At 70.3% G+C, this 18,828-nt stretch carries 15 protein-coding genes; 5 read left to right on the top strand and 10 right to left on the bottom strand.

Annotated features, from left to right (window positions below):
- The first annotated feature begins 9 nt into the window (after positions 1–9).
- From ACGFNP_RS34485 to ACGFNP_RS34465, 5 genes are all read left to right on the top strand, one after another.
- Positions 10–1,443, top strand: coding sequence for a carotenoid oxygenase family protein (locus ACGFNP_RS34485; RefSeq protein WP_358331704.1), 1,434 nt, complete (start codon positions 10–12; stop codon positions 1,441–1,443).
- A complete protein-coding gene (locus tag ACGFNP_RS34480; RefSeq protein WP_393325767.1) occupies positions 1,440–2,393 on the top strand; it encodes an LLM class F420-dependent oxidoreductase in 954 nt (317 codons plus the stop codon). The genes ACGFNP_RS34485 and ACGFNP_RS34480 overlap by 4 nt, the downstream gene beginning before the upstream one ends.
- A gap of 62 nt (positions 2,394–2,455) precedes the next feature.
- Positions 2,456–2,980 carry a hypothetical protein gene (locus ACGFNP_RS34475; protein WP_393325765.1) on the top strand — a complete coding sequence of 175 codons (525 nt, stop codon included), beginning with the start codon at positions 2,456–2,458 and terminating at the stop codon, positions 2,978–2,980.
- 112 nt (positions 2,981–3,092) lie between these two features.
- Entirely contained in the window at positions 3,093–3,893 is an 801-nt protein-coding gene (locus ACGFNP_RS34470; RefSeq protein ID WP_393325763.1) for an alpha/beta fold hydrolase, read from the top strand.
- On the top strand, positions 3,893–5,116 hold the full coding sequence (locus ACGFNP_RS34465) for a PP2C family protein-serine/threonine phosphatase (protein ID WP_393325761.1): 1,224 nt from the start codon (positions 3,893–3,895) through the stop codon (positions 5,114–5,116). The genes ACGFNP_RS34470 and ACGFNP_RS34465 overlap by 1 nt, the downstream gene beginning before the upstream one ends.
- A 6-nt stretch (positions 5,117–5,122) precedes the next feature.
- Here the strand turns inward: ACGFNP_RS34465 and ACGFNP_RS34460 are convergent, their stop codons facing one another.
- From ACGFNP_RS34460 to ACGFNP_RS34415, 10 genes are all read right to left on the bottom strand, one after another.
- Positions 5,123–6,517: a GH1 family beta-glucosidase gene (locus ACGFNP_RS34460; RefSeq protein ID WP_393325759.1), complete on the bottom strand. Its 1,395-nt coding sequence runs from the start codon at positions 6,515–6,517 to the stop codon at positions 5,123–5,125.
- A 1-nt stretch (position 6,518) separates the two neighbouring features.
- Positions 6,519–8,792, bottom strand: a complete 2,274-nt coding sequence (gene yicI, locus ACGFNP_RS34455) for an alpha-xylosidase (protein ID WP_358331686.1) — start codon at positions 8,790–8,792, stop codon at positions 6,519–6,521.
- Between the two features lie 25 nt (positions 8,793–8,817).
- Positions 8,818–9,657 (bottom strand): carbohydrate ABC transporter permease, encoded by an 840-nt coding sequence (locus ACGFNP_RS34450; protein ID WP_219527979.1) that lies wholly within the window; start codon positions 9,655–9,657, stop codon positions 8,818–8,820.
- A complete protein-coding gene (locus ACGFNP_RS34445; protein WP_358331683.1) occupies positions 9,654–10,550 on the bottom strand; it encodes a sugar ABC transporter permease in 897 nt (298 codons plus the stop codon). Before ACGFNP_RS34445 ends, ACGFNP_RS34450 begins: the two co-directional genes overlap by 4 nt.
- Positions 10,547–11,872, bottom strand: coding sequence for an ABC transporter substrate-binding protein (locus ACGFNP_RS34440; protein ID WP_393325755.1), 1,326 nt, complete (start codon positions 11,870–11,872; stop codon positions 10,547–10,549). Before ACGFNP_RS34440 ends, ACGFNP_RS34445 begins: the two co-directional genes overlap by 4 nt.
- The gene (locus ACGFNP_RS34435; RefSeq protein ID WP_393325753.1) at positions 11,865–13,922 is read right to left on the bottom strand and encodes a beta-galactosidase; all 2,058 of its coding nucleotides are present in this window, start codon (positions 13,920–13,922) and stop codon (positions 11,865–11,867) included. The genes ACGFNP_RS34440 and ACGFNP_RS34435 overlap by 8 nt, the downstream gene beginning before the upstream one ends.
- Positions 13,919–14,944, bottom strand: coding sequence for a LacI family DNA-binding transcriptional regulator (locus ACGFNP_RS34430; RefSeq protein ID WP_358331674.1), 1,026 nt, complete (start codon positions 14,942–14,944; stop codon positions 13,919–13,921). The genes ACGFNP_RS34435 and ACGFNP_RS34430 overlap by 4 nt, the downstream gene beginning before the upstream one ends.
- A 132-nt stretch (positions 14,945–15,076) precedes the next feature.
- Entirely contained in the window at positions 15,077–16,183 is a 1,107-nt protein-coding gene (locus tag ACGFNP_RS34425; protein ID WP_393325750.1) for an ABC transporter permease, read from the bottom strand.
- A complete protein-coding gene (locus tag ACGFNP_RS34420; RefSeq protein WP_358331668.1) occupies positions 16,176–17,777 on the bottom strand; it encodes a sugar ABC transporter ATP-binding protein in 1,602 nt (533 codons plus the stop codon). The genes ACGFNP_RS34425 and ACGFNP_RS34420 overlap by 8 nt, the downstream gene beginning before the upstream one ends.
- The gene (locus ACGFNP_RS34415) at positions 17,774–18,811 is read right to left on the bottom strand and encodes an ABC transporter substrate-binding protein (protein ID WP_358331665.1); all 1,038 of its coding nucleotides are present in this window, start codon (positions 18,809–18,811) and stop codon (positions 17,774–17,776) included. The genes ACGFNP_RS34420 and ACGFNP_RS34415 overlap by 4 nt, the downstream gene beginning before the upstream one ends.
- Positions 18,812–18,828 lie beyond the last annotated feature (17 nt).

The following is an 18,828-nucleotide window of genomic DNA, read 5'->3' as shown; positions in this document are numbered from 1 at the left end:
CTTCCAGATATGGCCGAAAGTGTCGTGATGGTGGATGAATCCGGCGAGTCAAACCCGTACCTGCTGGGCGTCTACGCACCGGTCCAGGACGAGGTCACCGCGGACGAGCTCACGGTGATCGGGCAGATCCCCGCGGACCTCAACGGCGTCTACTTACGCAACGGGCCCAACGCCCGCTTCCCGGTCAAGGGGCGCTACCACTGGTTCGACGGCGACGGCATGGTGCACGCCATGCACTTCGAGAACGGCCGGGCCCGCTACCGCAACCGCTGGGTGCGTACCAGGGCCTTCGAGGCCGAGTCCGCCGCCGGCCGGTCGCTCTGGACCGGCGTGATGGAGAACCCGAAGGGCAACCCGTTCGGCAACGCGCGGGGCCTGCCTTTCAAGGACACGGCCAACACCGATCTGATCTTCCATCGGGGCAAGGTGCTGGCCTCGTGGTACCTGTGCGGCGCGCCGTACGGTCTGGACCCGCTCTCGCTGGAGACGCTCGGCGTCGACACCTTCCTCGACACGCTCAACGGTGACTTCATGGCGCATCCGAAGGTGGACGAGCGCACCGGTGAGCTGTTCTGGTTCGACTACGGGCCGCGCCCGCCGTACCTGCGCTACGGCGTGGTCGGACCCGGCGGCGCAGTGGAGCACTGCGTGGAGCTGGACCTTCCGGGGGCGCGGCTGCCGCACGACATGGCGATCACGCGGGACCACGCGATCCTCATGGACCTGCCGCTCTACCAGGACCTCGACGCCGCCCGGCAGGGGCGCTACAAGCTGACCTTCGACCGGGAGCTGCCCGCGCGCTTCGGCGTGATCCCGCGGCGGGGCCGGGCGATTCGTTGGTTCGAGGCGAAGCCGTGCTACATCTACCACGTCGTCAACGCCTGGGAAGAGGGCGATGAGATCACCCTGGACGTCTGCCGGGTCTCGCGCCCGACGCCTTCCACGACCGGCTCGCCGCTGGCGCGGATGATCTCCTATCTCAAGCTCGACGCGCGGATGTACCGCTACCGCTTCGACCTGCGGACGGGACGCACGTCGGAGGGGTACGTGGACGCCGACCAGAACACCGAGTTCCCCTCGATCGACGCGCGCTCCACCGGATACCCCACGCGGTACGCCTACAACGTCACCGTGGCCGACGCCGAGACCAACCTCTTCGACGGCCTGGTCCGCTACGACAACGTCACCGGCGCCAAGGAGACCTACCGCTACGGCCCCGGCCGATACGGCAGCGAAGCGCCCTTCGCCCCGCGCGACGGCTCGACCGCCGAGGACGACGGCTACCTGGTCAGCTTCGTCACCGACGAGCGGGAGGGCCGCTCCGAGGTGCAGATCCTGCACGCCGCCCGGCTCGCGGAGGGACCGATCGCCCGCGTGCTGCTGCCGCGGCGGGTCCCGCTCGGCTTCCACGCCACCTGGGTACGGGCGGAGCAACTGCGGTGAGCCCTTCGCTCGGCGTATCTCTTGGGTTGTGGCAGGACCGGCCCGCGGAGGAGGCCCTGCTGACGGCCCGGGCCGCCGATGAGCTGGGCTATCCGTCGCTGTGGATCGGGGAGATGGCCACGTACGACGCCTTCGCGCTGGCCACCGCTATCGGGCTGGCCACCACGCGGATCGGGCTCACCATCGGGCCGCTGGCGGTGGCCGTACGCGATCCGATGATGATCGCCATGGGCGCGGCCTCGGTCGCCGGGCTGACCGGGCGGCAGGTGGACGTCGCCGTGGGCACCTCCAGCCCGCTCGTCGTGGAGGGGTGGCACGGGCGGTCGCGCGCTCGATCCGCGACCGCGTTGCGGGAGGCCGTCGAGGCCCTCCGCCCGTTGCTGGACGGCGAGCGCTCCGACTTCGCCGGATCGTCCGTGGCGAGCAGCGGCTACCGGCTCCGCCTGCCCGCCCCGCGGTCACGGCTGTCCGTCGCGGCCTTCGGGCCGTCGGCCGTCCGGACCGCCGCCATGGCCGACCGTATGGTGCTCAACCTGATCACGCCCGCGTCGGCCGGGCGGCTGGTCGCCCAGTTGCGTGCGGTGAACCCGGCCACCTCCGTGACCGCCTGGGTCACCGCCGCCGTGGATCCCGACCGCGAAGCCATCGATCGGATCCGCCGGGCCGTCGTCGGCTACCTGCCCGCTCCGGGGTACGGAGAGATGTTCGCCGAGGCCGGCTTCGGCGACGTCGTCGCCTTCGCCCGCACCCGGCCGCATCCCCGGGAACTGCTCGCCGCCGTGCCCGACGAGCTGGTCGCCTCGGTCGCGCTGCTCGGCGATGTGGATACGGTCGGTGCGCGGTTGTCCGCGTACGCCGAGGCCGGGGTGGATGAGGTGGCTCTGGTACCGGTGAGCACGGACCGCGACCCCGGCGGCACGGCCACCCTCAAGGCTTTCACCGGCATCTAGGCGATCGCGCCGGGCTCTTCTATGTTCGGTCTGAACGTACGCCCTCCAAGGAGATGTTCACTGTGAAGAGACTTCTCGAAGGAACCCCGTTACGTGCCGGTGTCGTCGCGGCCGTCGCGCTGGCCGGTGGACTGCTGGTCGCCGCCCCCGCCACCGCAGGTGAGCGTGCCGTCGTTTCGGGGGTGCAGACGGCCGCCGCGGCGCGCCCCGGCAATGGCAAGATCCTTTACCACCGCCTCGGCGGTGGGCTGGGCACTCTCAAGATCAAGAACGGTACCCCCAGGGACGGGGTCGTCACGCTGGTCAAGGGCAAGGCCAAGGCGGTCAGCATCTACGTTCGCGCCAGATCCACCGCCAGCGTCAAGGACGTCAGGGACGGGACGTACCGGGTCTACTTCACCACCGGCTCCCGGTTCAGCACGTCGAAGGGCAGGTTCAGCCGGAACGCCGTTTACCAGCGGTTCAACGATCGGCTGAAGTTCGCCACGACCGCTACCTCGACGAGCATCTGGACCCTGACCCTCAACCCGGTCAAGGGCGGCAACGCGCGGACCAGTTCCATCAATCCGAAGGACTTCCCGGCTTGACCGCGGTAGATAGTCAGAGACCGTAACTTGTCCCCGGTTTGATGTGAAAAGTCACTGCCGGGGGCAAGGGGGTTCCAGCGAGTGTTCTCCTGCCGGCGGAAGGGTGACCGTTATGGGGGATATCGGAGCCAGGAACCATGTGGTGGTGAGCGGCCGTACGGATGGGCCCACGGTGATGTTGGCCCACGGGTTCGGCTGCGACCAGAACCTGTGGCGCCTGGTGGCGCCGGCGCTGGCCCGTGACTTCCGGGTGGTGCTGTTCGATCATGTGGGGGCGGGCCGGTCCGATCTGTCGGCCTGGCGGCCGGAGCGCTACGCCACGCTGGACGGCTACGCCGAGGACATCCTGCGGATCTGCCGGGAGCTGGACCTGTCGGACGTGGTCTTCGTCGGTCACTCGGTCAGCGCGATGATGGGCGTGCTCGCGGCGATCCAGGAGCCACAGCGGTTCGCCAAGCTGGTGCTGCTGGTCCCCTCGCCCTGTTACATCGACGACGAGGGTTACCGGGGCGGGTTCAGCCGGGCCGACATCGACGAGCTGCTGGAGTCGCTGGACAGCAACTATCTGGGCTGGTCCGCGGCGATGGCGCCGGTGATCATGGGCAATCCGGACCGTCCCGAGCTGAGCGAGGAGCTGAAAAACAGCTTCTGCCGTACCGATCCGCTGATCGCGCGGGCGTTCGCCCGGGTGACGTTCCTGTCGGATCACCGGGCCGAGCTGGCCAAGGTGAGTGTGCCGACGCTGGTGATCGAGTGCGCGGAGGACGTGATCGCGCCCCGCGAGGTCGGCGCGTTCGTCCATGCCCAGATCGAGGGGAGCCGGCTCGTCACGCTGCCCGCGACCGGTCACTGCCCGCAGCTCAGCGCTCCGGAGGTCACCATCGAGGCGATCGCCTCCTTCGCCGCTCGGTGATGAACGCGCCCGGGCACGGCGAGCGGGGGGAGGCGGTGGTGTTCTCCTCGCTGCTGGAGGACAGTGCCGAAGACCTGTACGAGAACGCGCCCTGCGGCTACCTGTCCACCCTCCTGAACGGCCAGATCGCCAAGGTCAACGCCACCCTGCTGGGCTGGCTCGGCTACGCCCGCGAGGAACTCGTCGGCCGCCGAACCTTCTCCGACCTGCTCACCGTCGGCGGCCGGCTGTACTACGAGACCCATTTCGCACCGCTGCTGACGATGCAGGGCGAGGTCGGCGGGGTGGCCCTGGAGCTGCGGACCGCCGACGGCGAACGAATGCCGGTGCTGGTCACCTCCAAGGTCAAGTCCGGCGCCGACGGACGGCCCCAGGTCATCCGCACCACGATCTTCGACGCCTCAGACCGCCGCGCCTACGAACGCGAGCTGCTGCGGGCCCGCCAGGAAGCCGAGCGCGACCGCGAGCGGCTCCAACGGCTGGTCACGACCCTGCAGCGCAGCCTGTTGCCGTCCTCGCTGCCGCAGGTGCCCGGCCTGCGGGCCGCCGCCCACTACCACACCGCCTCCCGCGACGAGGTCGGCGGCGACTTCTACGACCTGTTCCCGCTGAGCTCCGAGCGGTGGGGCTTCTTCCTGGGAGATGTGTGCGGTAAAGGCGCCGGGGCGGCAGCGGTGACCTCGCTGATCCGCTACACCCTGCGCGCGGCCGCGGTCTACGACTCCGACCCGGTGACCGTACTGGACACCCTCAACACCGCCCTGCACCAGGAGTATCGCGGTGACGACCCCCGCTACTGCACCGCGATCTTCGGGATCCTCGCCCCTGACGGCGACGGCTTCTCCATCACGCTGGCCAGCGGCGGCCACCCTCCGTGCCTGCTGCTGCGCGCCGACGGCACCGCCGACTACCAGCACACCCCGGACGGCCTGCTCATCGGCATCCTGCCCAGCGCCACGTTCACCTCCAGAGTGATCCACCTGGGACCGGGCGACACGCTGCTGCTGTACACCGACGGTTTGACGGAGGCCCGTACCGGCACCCCCGACGGCCGCTACGGAGACGAAGCCCTGCACGCCTTCGCCACGGGCCTCGCCCCCACCACCGCGAGTGCGGCCGTCGCCGCCCTGGCCGATCTGCTCGAAGGCTTCGGCACCGGTCTGGACGACGACACCGCCATCCTCGCGCTCAGCGTCCCTTCGCCCGAGGAACCCCAGCCGTGACCGGGCTCAGCTCACCGGCAGCTTGCCCGAGGCGACCACGTCGCGGTACCAGTACGCGCTGTCCTTCCAGGTGCGCTCCATCGTGTCGCGGTCCACGCGGACGATGCCGAACCGCTTGGCGTAGCCGTGCGCCCACTCGAAGTTGTCCATCAGCGACCACACGAAGTAGCCGCGCACGTCGGCCCCGCCGGCGATCGCCTCGGTGACGGCCGTCAGGTGGCGGTGCAGGTAGTCGATGCGCCGCTCGTCCCTGATCCGGCCGTCATCGTCCACGACGTCGGCGAACGCGGCGCCGTTCTCGGTGATCATCATGGGCAGGTCAGGGTGGTCGCGGTGCAGGCGCAGGAGCAGCTCGGTCAGGCCGGTCTCGTCGATGTTCCAGCCCATCTCGGTGTACGGGCCGGGCTGGCGGACGAACTCGATGTCCGCGCAGGCGATCCACGGGGAGGCGGCGCCGTCGGCGTGGCCGTCGGCGGTCTCCCGTGAACTGACCCCGTCCCACTGGCGTACCAGGACGGGGTTGTAGTAGTTGACGCCGAGCAGGTCCAGCGGCGCGCACGCGGCGGCCTCGTCGCCGTCGCGGACGAACGACCAGTCGGTCACCGAGGCGGTGTCGGCGATGAGGTCACGCGGGTAGGCGCCTTCCAGCATCGGGCCGAGGAAGGCCCGGTTGGCCAGCGCGTCCGCGCGCCGCACCGCGTCGGAGTCGCGCTCGGACACGCCGCGTACGTGGTGCAGGTTGAGCGTGACCGACATTTTCGCGGCCGGGTCGGCGACCGAACGCAGGGCCTGGACGGCCAGGCCGTGGCCGAGGTTCAGGTGGTGCACGGCGGCCAGGGCGGCCGCGGGGTCGGTCCTGGCCGGCGCGTGCACGCCGGAGGCGTAGCCGAGATAGGCCGAGCACCACGGCTCGTTCAGGGTGATCCAGGTGTGGACGCGGTCGCCGAGCGCCTCGCCCATGAGCGTGGCGTAGTCGGCGAAGCGCAGCGCGGTGTCGCGGTGCGGCCAGCCGCCCGCGTCCTCCAGCTCCTGCGGCAGGTCCCAGTGGTAGAGGGTGGCCACCGGGGCGATGTCCCTGGCCAGCAGCCCGTCGACCAGGCGCGAGTAGAAGTCGAGGCCGGGCCGGTTGACGGCTCCGCGACCGCCGGGCTGCACGCGTGGCCAGGAGATGGAGAAGCGGTAGGCGCCGACGCCCAGTCCGGCGAGGAGGTCCAGGTCCTCCTCCAGGCGGTGGTAGTGGTCGCACGCCAGGTCGCCGGTGTCGCCGTTGGTCACGAGACCGGGCGTGTGGGAGAAGGTGTCCCAGATGGAGGGGCCGCGGCCGTCCTCGTCCCAGGCGCCTTCGACCTGGTAGGCGGCGGTGGCGGTGCCCCACAGGAAGTTCTCGGGGAAGGTGGGCATGTCACTCCTTCGAGCTGAGGGTGATCTCGATGTGGTCGGTGTCGGAGGCGGCGTGGACCCCTGCGTACCGGAGGTTCCAGGGGGCGGGCGCGCCCTGGACGCGGCGGGCGTGGACGCGGTCGCCCGTGCGGGCCACCTCGAACACGGCCCCGGTGCCGCCGTCCATGGCGGGCACGGTAACGGTACGGGACGCGCCGTCGGCGAGCTCGTAGGCGGTCAGGGTGACGCCGTCGGCGTAGTCGTAGTCGGGCCGGTCCGCGCGGGCGCCCGTCGCCAGCACCGCTCCTGGCCGCACCAGCAGCGGCAGGCTGTCGAACCCGTGCCGCTCGGTACGCCAGCCGGGCCCGGTGACGGTCTCGCCGTCGAGCAGCCGGGTCCACACGCCGTTAGGGACGTAGTAGGAAATTTCACCATCCGCCGACAGCACAGGGGCCACCAGCAGATCGGGCCCGAGCATGTACTGGGCGTCCAAATGGTCGCAGGCCCGGTCGCCGGGGAACTCCAGGTGCATCGCCCGCATCATCGGCAGGCCCTCCTGGACGGCCTGGACGGCGACACCGTACAGATAGGGCATCAGCCGCAGCTTCCGCTCGGTGAAGGAGCGCAGCACGTCGACCGACTCCTCGTCGAACAGCCACGGCACCCGGTACGACCCGCTCCCGTGCAACCGGCTGTGCGACGACAGCAGCCCGAACGCGACCCACCGCTTGAAGACGGCAGGATCCGGGCGCCCCTCGAACCCGCCGATGTCGTGGCTCCAGAACCCGAACCCGGCCAGGCCCAGCGACAACCCGCCGCGCAGGCTCTCCGCCATCGCCTCGAACGTCGACTCGCAGTCGCCACCCCAGTGCACCGGCAACCGCTGCCCGCCGACCGTGGCCGCCCGCGCGAACAGCACGGCCTCGCCCGCGCCCCGCCGCTCGGCCAGTACGTCGTGCACGGTCTGGTTGTAGAGCAGGCTGTAGTAGTTGTGCATCCGCTCGGGGTCCGAGCCGTCGGCGTAGACCACGTCGGTGGGGATGCGCTCGCCGAAGTCGGTCTTGAACGCGTCCACCCCCAGGTCGAGCAGCCCGCGCAGCTTGTCCGCGTACCATTCGCGGGCCGCCGGGGAGGTGAAGTCCACCACCGCCCGCCCCGCCTGCCAGTGGTCGTCCTGCCAGACGCGGCCGTCCGGGCGGCGCAGCAGGTGACCGGCCGCCGCCCCCTCGTCGAACAGCGCGGACGCCTGCCCGATGTACGGATTGAGCCACAGGCAGACCCGCAGCCCGCGCTCCTTGAGCCGGGCGATCATCCCCGCCGGGTCCGGGAACACCTCGGGATCCCACTCGAAGTCACACCATCGGAACTGCCGCATCCAGAAGCAGTCGAAATGGAACACGCTCAGCGGCAGCCCCCGCTCGGCCATCCCGTCCACGAACGACGCCACGGTGGCCTCGTCGTAGTCGGTCGTGAACGACGTGGACAGCCACAGCCCGAACGACCACGCGGGCGGCAGCGCCGGCCGGCCGGTCAGCGCCGTGTACCGGCGCAGGATCTCGGCGGGCGTCGGCCCGTGAATGATCAGGTACTCCAGATCGTGGCCCTCGGTGCTGAACTGCACCCGCGACACCGTCTCCGAGCCGACCTCGAACGAGACCCGCCCCGGATGGTTGACGAACACCCCGTAACCGCGGTTGGTGAGGTAGAAGGGGATGTTCTTGTAGGCCATCTCGCTGCTGGTGCCGCCGTCGTCGTTCCAGATGTCGACCGACTGCCCGTTGCGTACCAGTGCGCCGAACCGCTCGCCCAGCCCGTACACCAGCTCCCCGGCGCTCAGCCGCAGCTGCTCGACCATGAAGTGCCGTTCGTCGGCATCGTGCATGACGCCCAGGCTCTTGCCGGCGCTGCGGGTCAGCTCCCGGCCGTCCGCGCTGAAGGACATCTCCCACGGCAGGTCCCTGCGCACCTTGACGGTCAGGGCGCCGCTGGTCAGGCTCGCCTCCTCGCCGTCCACGGTGATCTTCACCGCGGGCGCCTCGTCGCGTACCTCGAAAACCGGCGCGGCCGGTACGGACCCCGCGAAGTGCACCGTACGGACCCTGATCACGTCCGGCATGGGAGACGACAGGTCCACCCGCAGGACCGGTCCGTCGATGGTGTTGCCGCGACGGGTGATCGGCCTGGTCGGCGCCAGCACCCGCAGCGAGGCGGCGTCCGCGGTCACGTCGTGGGCCGCGGTGGCGTAGTCGCCCCGCACCCCGGGACGCATCCGCCAATAGCCGTCTTTGAACTTCATGATGATCCGTCCGTGAGTGGGGTGGTCAGCCCTTGACGCTGCCGGCCACGAGATCGAGCCGCCAGAACCGCTGCAGGAACAGGAACAGCGCGATGATCGGGATGATCGACAGCAGCGAGCCACTGATCACCAGGCTGTACAGGGCCGGCTGCGAGGCCCCCCGGTTGAGCAGCGAGTAGAGCCCTACGGTGAGCGGGAAGCGGTCGTCGTTCGCCAACATGATGTACGGCAGCAGGAAGTTGTTCCAGATGCCGATGAACTGCAACAAAAACACCGTCACCAGCCCCGGCGTCATGATCGGCACACCGACCGACCACAGCAGCCGGAACTCGCCCGCCCCGTCCACCCGCCCGGCCTCGAGGATCTCGTCCGGCACGGCCGCGGCGGCGTAGATGCGGCACAGGTAGATGCTGTACGGGCTGATGACGCTGGGCAGGATGACCGACCAGTAGGTGCCGACCAGCCCCATGTCCGACAGCAGCAGGTACTGCGGGATGGCCAGGGTGATCTGCGGCACCAGCACCCCGGCCAGCAGCGCCCCGAAGATCAGCCGCTGCCCGGCGAAGCGGAACTTGGCCAGGGCGTACCCGCACGCGGCCGACACGACCACGGTCAGGAACGCGCCGCCGCCGGCGTAGATGAGGCTGTTGAGCATCCACAGCCAGAACCGCCCGTTGCCGTACGCGCTGAGCGCGGCGATGTTCCCGGTGAAGCCGCCGTTGAAGCTGGGCCAGCCGGAGAACGTGGTGAACAGCTCCTCCGGGCCCTTCGTCGCCGCGATCACCACCCACAGCAGGGGCAGCAGGGCGTACACGCCGCCGAGCGCCAGGATCAGCGTAGGCACGATCTTGGTGCGCGCTCTCATCGATCGCTCCTCACGCTACGGGTCCTGAAGACGGCCAGCGCGCCCAGCGACAGCAGCACCGTCGCGCCGGCCAGCAGCACCGAACTGGCCGCGCCCAGGTAGATGTCGTTGTCCACGAACGCCTGCTGGTAGATCCGCATCAGGGGCACCCAGTCCTGGCTGATGGCGTTGGTCATCGGCCGCAGCGTGGCCGGTTCGCTGAAGACCTGCAGCATGCCGATCAGGGTGAAGACCGAGGTCATGGTGAGCGCCGGGCGCAGGAGCGGCACCTTGATCCGCAGCGCGATCCGCCACTCACTGGCGCCGTCGAGGCGGGCGGCCTCGTACAGCTCCTTGGGGATGGCCCGCAGCGTGGTGTAGAGCACCACCATGTTGAACCCGACCGAGCCCCACACGGCGATGTTGGCCACCGAGAAGAAGATCGAAACATCGCCGAAGAAGTCCGCGGCCGGCAGTCCGGCCCCCTTCAGGGCGGCGCTGATCGGGCTGACCGCCGGCAGGTAGATGAACCCCCACAGCAGGCTGGCGATGACGCCCGGCACCGCGTACGGCAGGAAGATCGTGATCCGCGAGGCGCGCTTGCCCCCGACCCTGGGCGCGTCCAGCAGCAGCGCGAACAGCAGGGCCAGGCCCATGGTGGCGGGCACCATGATCACGCCGTAGCCGAGCATGCGCCGCATCGCCTCGTACAGCGCCGCGTCCTGGATCGCCTCCAGGTAGTTCGCCAGGCCGATGAACACCTCGGTCCGGATGCCGAACCCGGCGCCCCGCACCCGCATGGCGTGCAGGCTCAGCCAGATGGCGTATCCGATCGGCACCACGATGAAGACCGTGAACAGGATGACGGCCGGCGCCGCCATCAGGTAGGGCGCGCGTTTCTGCCTTCCGGTCATCCGCCGACGACCTGGTAGCCCTGCTTCTTCAGGTCGGCGACGCTCGCCTGCTGCACCTGCGTGGCCACGGCCGCGAGGTCGGCCTTGTTCTTGACCGCGGTCGGCAGTTTGTCCTCGAACTGGCCGTAGGTGACGTTGGTGTTCGGCCCCCAGCTGTCGAAGCCGCGCGCCGTCTTCGAGATCTTCGAGGCCGACTCGTAGTAGTCGGGCTGGCCGGTCATGTACGCGGGCGCGGCGTCGAGCCCGCCGGAGGTCTGGCCGAGCGTGGCGGCCGGATAGAGGCCGATCTCGACGAGCACCTTCAGCGCCTCGGGGTCGGTGCTCAGCCACCTGGCGAACTTCGCCGCCGGCGCTTTCTGCTTGGAGGTGGCGCTCACCGCGGTGGACGAGCCGCCCCAGAAGCCGGTGACGTTCTCGCCCGCGCTCCACTGCGGCAGCGGGGCCATCTTCCACTTGCCCTTGCTGGAGGGGGCGACGCCCGCCAGGACGCCGGAGCCCCAGACCGCGCTGGGCCAGGCGATGATGGTGCCGTCGTTCATCTGGCTGTTCCACTGCGGGGTGTACATCGGGTCGCCGAGCACCGCGCCCGAGTTGACCAGCCCACCCCAGAAGCTCAGCACCTTGCGGGTGGCCGGGTCGTCGATGGCGACCTTCCACGCCTCCTTCTGGTTGGACCACCAGTTGGCCCCGGCCTGCTGGGCGAACCCGGCCACCCAGCCGGCGTCGCCGGGGGAGAACGTGGTCAGGTAGCGCTTGGGGTCCTTCTGCCGGACCGTTTCGGCGAGCGCGCCGAACTCCTCCCAGGTCTGCGGCACCGCAAGGCCCAGCTTCTCGAACAGGTCCTCGCGGTAGAAGAGCATCATCGGGCCGACGTCCGCGGGAATCGCGTAGGTGGCGCCGCCGAAGGAGGTCAGGTTCCAGGTGCCTTCGGGGAAGGCGGACTTGACCGGGGCGATCGAATTGGTCAGGTCCTGCAGGGCGTTGTTGGTGATCAGGGTCGGCAGCGACTGGTACTCCGCCTGTAGGACGTCGGGCGCGTTGCCCGCCTTGACCGCGGTCAGGAACTTGGCGATCAGCTCGTCACTGGCGGCCTGCCCGCTGAGGGTGACCTGCTGGGTGGGGTTCTTCTTGTTCCAGAGGTCGACGACGCGCTGGATGTTCTCCGCCCAGCTCCAGAAGACCAGGGAGGCCGCGGCGTTCTCGTCCCCGGCGATGGGCGAGGGAGCCGGGGCGGTGGCATCGGAGCCGGAGTCGTCGGTGCTGCCGCAACCGGCCAGGAGCAGCGTGGCGGCCGACGAGGCGAGGAACGTTCTTCTACGCAAGGGGATCTCCAAACGGTGGTTGAACTCGGGGGCGCAGCGCGGCGACCGCGCGCGGCGTGAGCGTGACGTGGCCCGTCGCGGGGGATCCGGTCAGCAGGTCATCGGCCGCGTGGGGGATCGGCACCCGTACGGTGGCGGTGCCGTGGTTGAGCAGGAACAGGACGTCGCCGCGGCGTACCGCCTCGACGCCCGGCGGCAGGTCGGGCAGGACCCCGCGCACGTCCGCGTCGGCCAGCAGCCGCCCGGCCAGCGCGCCGAGCGCGGCCGGCTCGGGCATGGTCGCCACGTACCAGGCGACGCCCTGCCCGGCGCGGTGCCGCAGCACGGCGGGGTGCCCGGCGAGGTCGCCCTCGGCGAATTCGGCCACCGTCTCGGCGCCCTCCGCCTCGACCAGTTCGGTCCAGGTGTGCGCGGTGAACTCGGCGCCGCCGGTCAATGCGTGCGCGGCGAACTCGCCGCCGGTCCACCGGCAGTGCACGGGCCGGTCCTCGGGCGCGGGCAGCCACTCCTCGCCGGACGCGCCGAGCACCTCGCGCAGCGGCGCGGGGAACCGCCCGGTACGCACGTGCGCCCGCGGATCCACGATCCCGGAGAACGGCCCGACCATCAGCACGCCGCCGCCATGTACGTACGCGGTCAAGGCGGCGGCGTCCTGATCGCTGACGAGGTAGAGATTCGGCACCACGACCAGCGGGTAACCGCTCAGCTCGGCCGAGGGTGGCACCAGGTCCACGCTCACGCCGCGTTCCCAGAACGGCAGGTAGTAGCTCAGGAGCTGGTCCGGTGCGTTGAGGCGGTCACTGGGCCGCCCGCGCTCCTCCAGCGCCCACCAACTCGCCCAGTCGAACACCATCGCCACCCGCGCCGGCACCGGCTCGCCCGCCACGGAGGCGAGCTCGCGGAGTTCCTGGCCGTGCGCGCGGACCTCGGCGTGCAGGCGCGTGTCCGGGCCCGCGTGCGGCACCATCGCGGCGTGGAAGCGCTCGGCGCCGAACCGCGAGGCCCGCCACTGGAAGTAGCAGAGCCCGTCCGCGCCGCGGGCCACCGCCTGCAGCGATTCGAGCCGGAACTGCCCCGGCGGCTTGGGCAGGTTGTGCGGGCGCCAGTTGACGCCGTTGGTGGCCTGCTCCATCAGCAGCCAGGGCCGCCCCTGGCCGAGCCCGCGCATCAGGTCGTGCGTGAGCGCGGTCCGCGCGGGGGAGAGCGGGTCCGCCGGGTCGGGGTAGCAGTCGTTGGAGACGATGTCCTCTTCGCCGGCCCACGACCAGTAGTCGACCGGCTTGAACAGCCCCATGAAGTTCGTGGTGACCGGTGTGCCGGGGGTGCGGCCGCGCAGGATGTCGCGTTCGGCCTGATAGTGGGCGAGCAGCGCGTCGGAGCAGAAGCGCTGCCAGTCGAGCCGCTGCGTGGGATTGATCAGGTACGGGGCGCGGCGCGGGGGGATGATCTCGGCCCAGTCGCTGTAGCGCTGGCTCCAGAACGTGGTGCCCCACGCCTCGTTGAGCGCGTCCAGGTCGCCGTGGCGGTCCTGGAGCCAGGTGCGGAACGCCGCCGCGGACTCGTCGCAGTGGCAGATCTGGCCGTACTCGTTGCCCACGTGCCACAGCGCCAGGGCGGGGTGGTGGGCGTACCGGTCGGCCAAGTCGGTCACGATGGCCAGCGCCCGCTCCCGGTAGACCGGCGACGACGGGCAGAACTGGTTGCGCGAGCCGTACCAGAGGCGGTGCCCCGACTCGTCGACCGGCAGCGTCTCCGGCCAGCGGTGTCCCAGCCACGGCGGCGGCGAGGCGGTCGGCGTGGCCAGATCGACCGCGATCTCGGCCGAGCCGAGCAGGTCGAGCACCCGGTCCAGCCAGCCGAAGTCCCGCGCGCCCGGCTCCGGCTCGATCCGCGCCCAGCTGAACACGCCGACGGTGACCAGGTTGACCCCGGCCGCCTTCATCAGCTCGACGTCCTCGGCCCAGACCGCCTCCGGCCACTGCTCGGGGTTGTAGTCCCCGCCGAACAGCAGCCCACGCCCGTCGGTCAGCGTGTGCGTTCCCAGCCTCATGGTGTCCTCTCTTCGCGAGGTGGTGCGGAGCTGTCGCCGATCACCAGGCGGCAGGGCACGAGCCGCTGCTGTGGCGGGCCGTCGCCCTGCAGCCGGTCGATGAGCATTTGCGCGCCGAGCCGGCCCAGCTCGGCGCTGGGCGGCTCCAGCGTGGTGAGCCTGGGGTGGAACATCTCGGCGACCCGCGCCGACGACAGCACCAGCAGCAGCGTCAGGTCCGCGGGGATCCGCCAGCCGCGCGCCGCCACGGCGGCGATCACGCCGACCGCCGCGTGATCGTCCATCACGGCCAGCGCCGTCACGTCGGGATGTGCGGCGACCAGCTCCTCGAACGCCTGCCGGCCCTCCTCGGCCGAGCCGGGGCGGAAGTCGTCCACGTAACCGATCCCGGCCGCGCGGGCGGCCCCGGCGAACTCGATCTCGGCCCGGATCGCGGGCCCGTACTGGGCCGCGTACGTGTCGGTCGACAGGTTGAAGAAGGCCAGCTTGCGATGCCCCAGCCCGGCCACGTGCGCCACGGCGTCCCTGGCCGTCGCCGCGAAATCGATGTCGGCGTAGTCGATCGAGCCGGGCTCGCGGGTCCGCCCTATCATGCTGAACGCGACCCCGGCCGCCGACAGGAACTCCGGCCGCTCGTCGTCGAGGCCCACCTCCATCAGCAGTACGCCGTCCACCAGCCCCAAGCCGGTGAGGTGGCGCAGCTCCTCGATCGGGTCGGCGTTCTCGGGCGAGAGCAGCAGGTGATAGCCCAGCTCGCTGGCCGCCTCGGCGGCACCGGTGGCGAACTGCATCTCGGTGAGCCCGAACCCGCTGCGCGGCGCGGGGAACAGCAGCGCCAGGATGCGCGTCCGCTTGCTCTGCAGGCCCCGGGCCAGCAGGTTCGGGCGGTATCCGAGCTCGGCCGCGGCCTGCTCGATGCGCCGCTTGGTCGCCGCGGCCACCGGGCGGGTGCCGTTGAGCGCGGCGGAGACGGTGCTGACCGCCACCTGCGCCCGCTCGGCCACGTCATGTATCGAAGACATTCCACTCCGGCCCTGTGCCCGGCCGCCGATGACCGGCCTGTACGGTTGTCGAAACGTTTCGCACAACCTAGAGTCCGTTTTGTGGAGATGTCAATATCGTTAAATCTGCTGTCCTAAATACGGCTTGCGTGGTCAGCCGCTCGCGGCTGACCGCCTGGTGTTGAGCTGGTCGAACCCGACCGCGACGAGGATGAGCACGCCGATGGCGATCTGGAGGTAGAAGGCGTTGATCGCCAGGAGGTTGCCGCCGTTGTTGAGCACGCCCATGATCAGCGCTCCGGTGGCGGCGCCGATCGCGCTGCCCTTCGCGCCGAACAGGCTGGCGCCGCCGATGACGCAGGCGGCGATCGCGTTGAGCTCGAAGCCGGTGCCGGCGGTGGGGATGCCCGCTCCCAGGCGGGAGGCGAGCAGCACCCCGCCGAGACCGGCGAGCAGGCCCGAGATCATGTAGACCGAGATCGTCACCATCCGGACGGGGACGCCCGCGAGGCGGGCCGACTCCGGGTTCGAGCCGACGGCGTAGATGTAGCGGCCGAAGACCGTCCGGGCGAGCACGAACCACATCACGGCGGTGATCGCCGCGGCGATGATGAGGAGGTTGGGGATGCCCAGGATCGTGCCGTTGGCGATGACCTGGAATGCGTCCGGTACGCCCTGAATAGTCTGGGCGTCGGTGGTGACCAGGACCAGTCCGCGGGCGATGCCGAGCATGCCCAGCGTCGCGATGAACGGCGGCAGCAGGGCCCGGGTCACCAGCAGGCCGTTGACGATCCCGAGCACGGTGCCGATCGCCACGCCGAGCAGGATCGACGGCAGGATCGGCATGCCCGCGACCAGGAACTGCGCGGTGGAGGCGCCGGACAGGCCGAGAATCGAGCCGACCGACAGGTCGATCCCGGCGGTCAGGATGACCAGGAGCTGGCCGACCGCGATGATCCCGAAGATGGCGACCTGACGGGCGAGGTTGGCCAGATTGTTGCCGGTGAGGAACTCGTCGCTGGCGAGCGTGAGGGCGCCGATCGCCACGAGCAGCACGACGAGCCCGCCGCTCTCCCGTCCGGCGATGTCTCCCAGCGTGATGACCCGTCGCTTGGGCTCGGCCGTCGCCTCGGCCGCCTGCCTGGGCTGCGGCACCGTCTCCAGCGCGGCCGCCTGGTCTGTTTCGCCTGTTCCGGCGGTGGGTGGCCGGTTGGTGATCGTCGTGGTCTCGATCGGCTCGCGCCAGATCAGCTTAGGCATCTCGGCTCACCTCTCCTGGGTCGCCCGTGCTCTCGCCCGCGGTGGCCGGACTCTCGTCCGCGGGGGCCGGATGCTCGTCCGCGGCGGGCGGAGGCCCGGCGCCTCCGGTGCCGCTCGCCAGGTGGAGCACCTCCTCCTCGGTGGCGGTGCCGGGCAGCTCGCCCGCGACCGCCCCGTCGCGCAGCACGAGGATGCGATCGGCGAGCCCCAGCAGCTCCGGGAGGTACGACGAGACCACGATGATCCCCAGCCCGCTCGCCGCCAGATCACCGATGACGGTGTAGAGCTCGCCCTTGGCCCCGACGTCGATGCCCTTCGTGGGCTCGTCGAACATCAGCACCTTCGGCTTGGTGAGCAGCCATCGGGCGAGCAGGACCTTCTGCTGGTTGCCGCCGGACAGCGTCGACACCGGCTGGTCGTAGGAACCGGCACGCAGCCGCAGGCTGTCGAGCAGCCGGTCCGCCTCCTCGGCCTGTTCGCGGCCGGGCAGCAGACCGTGGCGAGAGCCGCTGCGCAGGCTCGCGATGGTGACGTTCTCCCGGATCGACAGCTCCGGCAGCAGGCCCAGCACCTTTCGGTCCTCGGTGAGGAGCCCTACCCCGGCGTTCATCATCGTGCGCGGCCCGGACGGTTTCACCGGCTTGCCCCCGACCTCCACCTGACCGGCCACGATGGGAGCGGCGCCGAAGATGGACAGCAGCAGCCCGCTCCGTCCCGCCCCCAGCAGCCCGCCGATGCCGAGGATCTCCCCGGCCCCGACGTGGAGGTCGATGCTCGGCGAGCCGTCGAACCGGCGCAGCCCCCGGACCTGGAGCGCGGGCGTTCCCGCGTGCCGGTGGGTCTCCGGATAGAGCGAGCTGATCTCCCGGCCGACCATGGCGGTGATCAGCCGGTCCTCGTCGTACCTGCTGATCGGCCCGGCCTCGGACAGGCCCCCGTCCCGCAGGACGGTCACCCAGTCGCCGATCTCGAACATCTCCTCAAGCCGGTGGGTCACGTAGAGCATCGCGATACCGCGCTCGCGCAGCCGCAGGATGTGCTGGAGCAGTCGTTCCGACTCCGCCTCGGTGAGCGCCGTGGTCGGCTCGTCGAAGACGATCACCTTGACGGAGTCCGCGGTCAGCACCTTGGCGATCTCCACGAGCTGGCGGGTGGCCGCCGGGAGCCGTTCCACGATCGCCTGCGGGCTGAGCTCCGTCAGGCCGACCTCGTCGAGGGCCTTCCTGGCGCGGGTCTGCAGCCGGCTCCTGGCGATGATCCCGGTACGCGAGGGAAGGCGGCCCATGAACAGGTTCTCCGCGACCGACAGGTGGGGCAGCAGGCTGAGCTCCTGGTAGACGGCCTGGACGCCGGCCGCGCGTACGGATGCCGGGGTCGGCGTGGTGACCGGCCGGCCGTCGATCTCGTAGCTGCCGCTGTCCCGGCGCAGCGCGCCCGTCAGGACCCGGATCAGGGTCGACTTCCCGGCGCCGTTCTCCCCGGCGAGGCAGTTCACCTGGCCGGGGATCAGCCGGAGCGAGACGTCATTGAGTGCCTGGACGGGGCCGAAGGCCTTGGAGACGCCGTGCAGTTCGACGACGGGATCGGCCATCATTCCGCCTTCATCGTCGGCGGGTTGAGCAGCTGCTTGACGTCGGGTTCGGTCATGTTCGTCTTGTCGGCCACGACCGCCCCGGGATCGATGTCACGCGGCGGGATGCGGTTGACCGTGGCCATCCCGGCGGCCAGGACGCCCTGGTAGCCGAAGAAGTAGGGGTTCTGCACCACCAGCGCGTCGATGGTGCCGGCGGACAGCGCGGCGTTCTCCTGCGGGTCGGAGTCGAAGGCCACGACGGGGACGGTCTCGGCGGCGTGGTTGTCCTGGATCGCCCGAGCTGCGCCGACACCTGAGGTGTTGTTGTCCGCGAACACCCCCGCCAGGTTCGGGTTGGCGGTCAGCGCGTCGTTGACCTGCGAGGCTGCGGTGTTGATGTCGTTGTTGTTGAAGCGCTGCATCGCCACCTTGACCTGCGGGCAGTTGATCGCGATGCCCTGCTTGAAGCCGGCGTCCCGATCGACGAGTGACTGGATGCCGGCCACGGAGGACTCGATCATCACGCTGCCGCTCGTCTTGTTCTGCGCCTTGAGCAGCGCGCACATGCGCTTGCCCGCCTGCATCCCGGCCTTGACGTTGTCGGTGCCGATGAACCCCTCCGAGGGGGTGGTCACGCGGCTGTCCACGGTGATGACCTTGAGACCCGCCTTGCGCGCCCGGTCGATCGCCGAGTTCAGGGCGCTGGAGGAGTTGGGCGCGATGACCAGCCCGTCAGCGCCCCGGGAGATGGAGTTCTCCACCAGCTGGACCTGCTGGTCGATGTTCGTCTCGGACGTCGGGCCGAAGGTGCTCACATTGAGCCCGAAGTCCCCACCCGCCTGTTTGGCGCCGGCGATCATCGTCTGCCAGAACGAGGAGTCGCTCGCCTTGATGACCACGTCGATCTTCTTGCCGCTGGCCACCCCGCCCTTGCCGCCGCCCGACGCCTGTACGGCCGAGCTTGTCGCCCGGCCGCCCACCACCCCGAGTACCAGCGCCACCAGCGCGATGGCCGCGACCAGTGAGAGCGAGAAGACGATACGAGAACGAGCCATGACGGCCCCCCGGAGAA

Origin of the sequence: Nonomuraea sp. NPDC049269 (assembly GCF_043197155.1) — a bacterium.
GTDB lineage: Bacteria > Actinomycetota > Actinomycetes > Streptosporangiales > Streptosporangiaceae > Nonomuraea.
The sequence above is the reverse complement of the archived record's forward strand: the minus strand, read 5'-3'. Positions and strand labels throughout refer to the sequence as shown.

Excerpts from the sequence above, each read along its gene's own strand:
- ACGFNP_RS34485 (WP_358331704.1), top strand. The coding sequence starts at position 10 with ATGGCCGAAAGTGTCGTGATGGTGGATGAATCCGGCGAGTCAAACCCG.
- ACGFNP_RS34470 (WP_393325763.1), top strand. The coding sequence starts at position 3,093 with ATGGGGGATATCGGAGCCAGGAACCATGTGGTGGTGAGCGGCCGTACG.
- ACGFNP_RS34465 (WP_393325761.1), top strand. The coding sequence starts at position 3,893 with ATGAACGCGCCCGGGCACGGCGAGCGGGGGGAGGCGGTGGTGTTCTCC.
- ACGFNP_RS34460 (WP_393325759.1), bottom strand. The coding sequence starts at position 6,517 with ATGCCCACCTTCCCCGAGAACTTCCTGTGGGGCACCGCCACCGCCGCC.
- yicI (WP_358331686.1), bottom strand. The coding sequence starts at position 8,792 with ATGAAGTTCAAAGACGGCTATTGGCGGATGCGTCCCGGGGTGCGGGGC.
- ACGFNP_RS34450 (WP_219527979.1), bottom strand. The coding sequence starts at position 9,657 with ATGAGAGCGCGCACCAAGATCGTGCCTACGCTGATCCTGGCGCTCGGC.
- ACGFNP_RS34445 (WP_358331683.1), bottom strand. The coding sequence starts at position 10,550 with ATGACCGGAAGGCAGAAACGCGCGCCCTACCTGATGGCGGCGCCGGCC.
- ACGFNP_RS34435 (WP_393325753.1), bottom strand. The coding sequence starts at position 13,922 with ATGAGGCTGGGAACGCACACGCTGACCGACGGGCGTGGGCTGCTGTTC.
- ACGFNP_RS34430 (WP_358331674.1), bottom strand. The coding sequence starts at position 14,944 with ATGTCTTCGATACATGACGTGGCCGAGCGGGCGCAGGTGGCGGTCAGC.
- ACGFNP_RS34425 (WP_393325750.1), bottom strand. The coding sequence starts at position 16,183 with ATGCCTAAGCTGATCTGGCGCGAGCCGATCGAGACCACGACGATCACC.
- ACGFNP_RS34420 (WP_358331668.1), bottom strand. The coding sequence starts at position 17,777 with ATGATGGCCGATCCCGTCGTCGAACTGCACGGCGTCTCCAAGGCCTTC.
- ACGFNP_RS34415 (WP_358331665.1), bottom strand. The coding sequence starts at position 18,811 with ATGGCTCGTTCTCGTATCGTCTTCTCGCTCTCACTGGTCGCGGCCATC.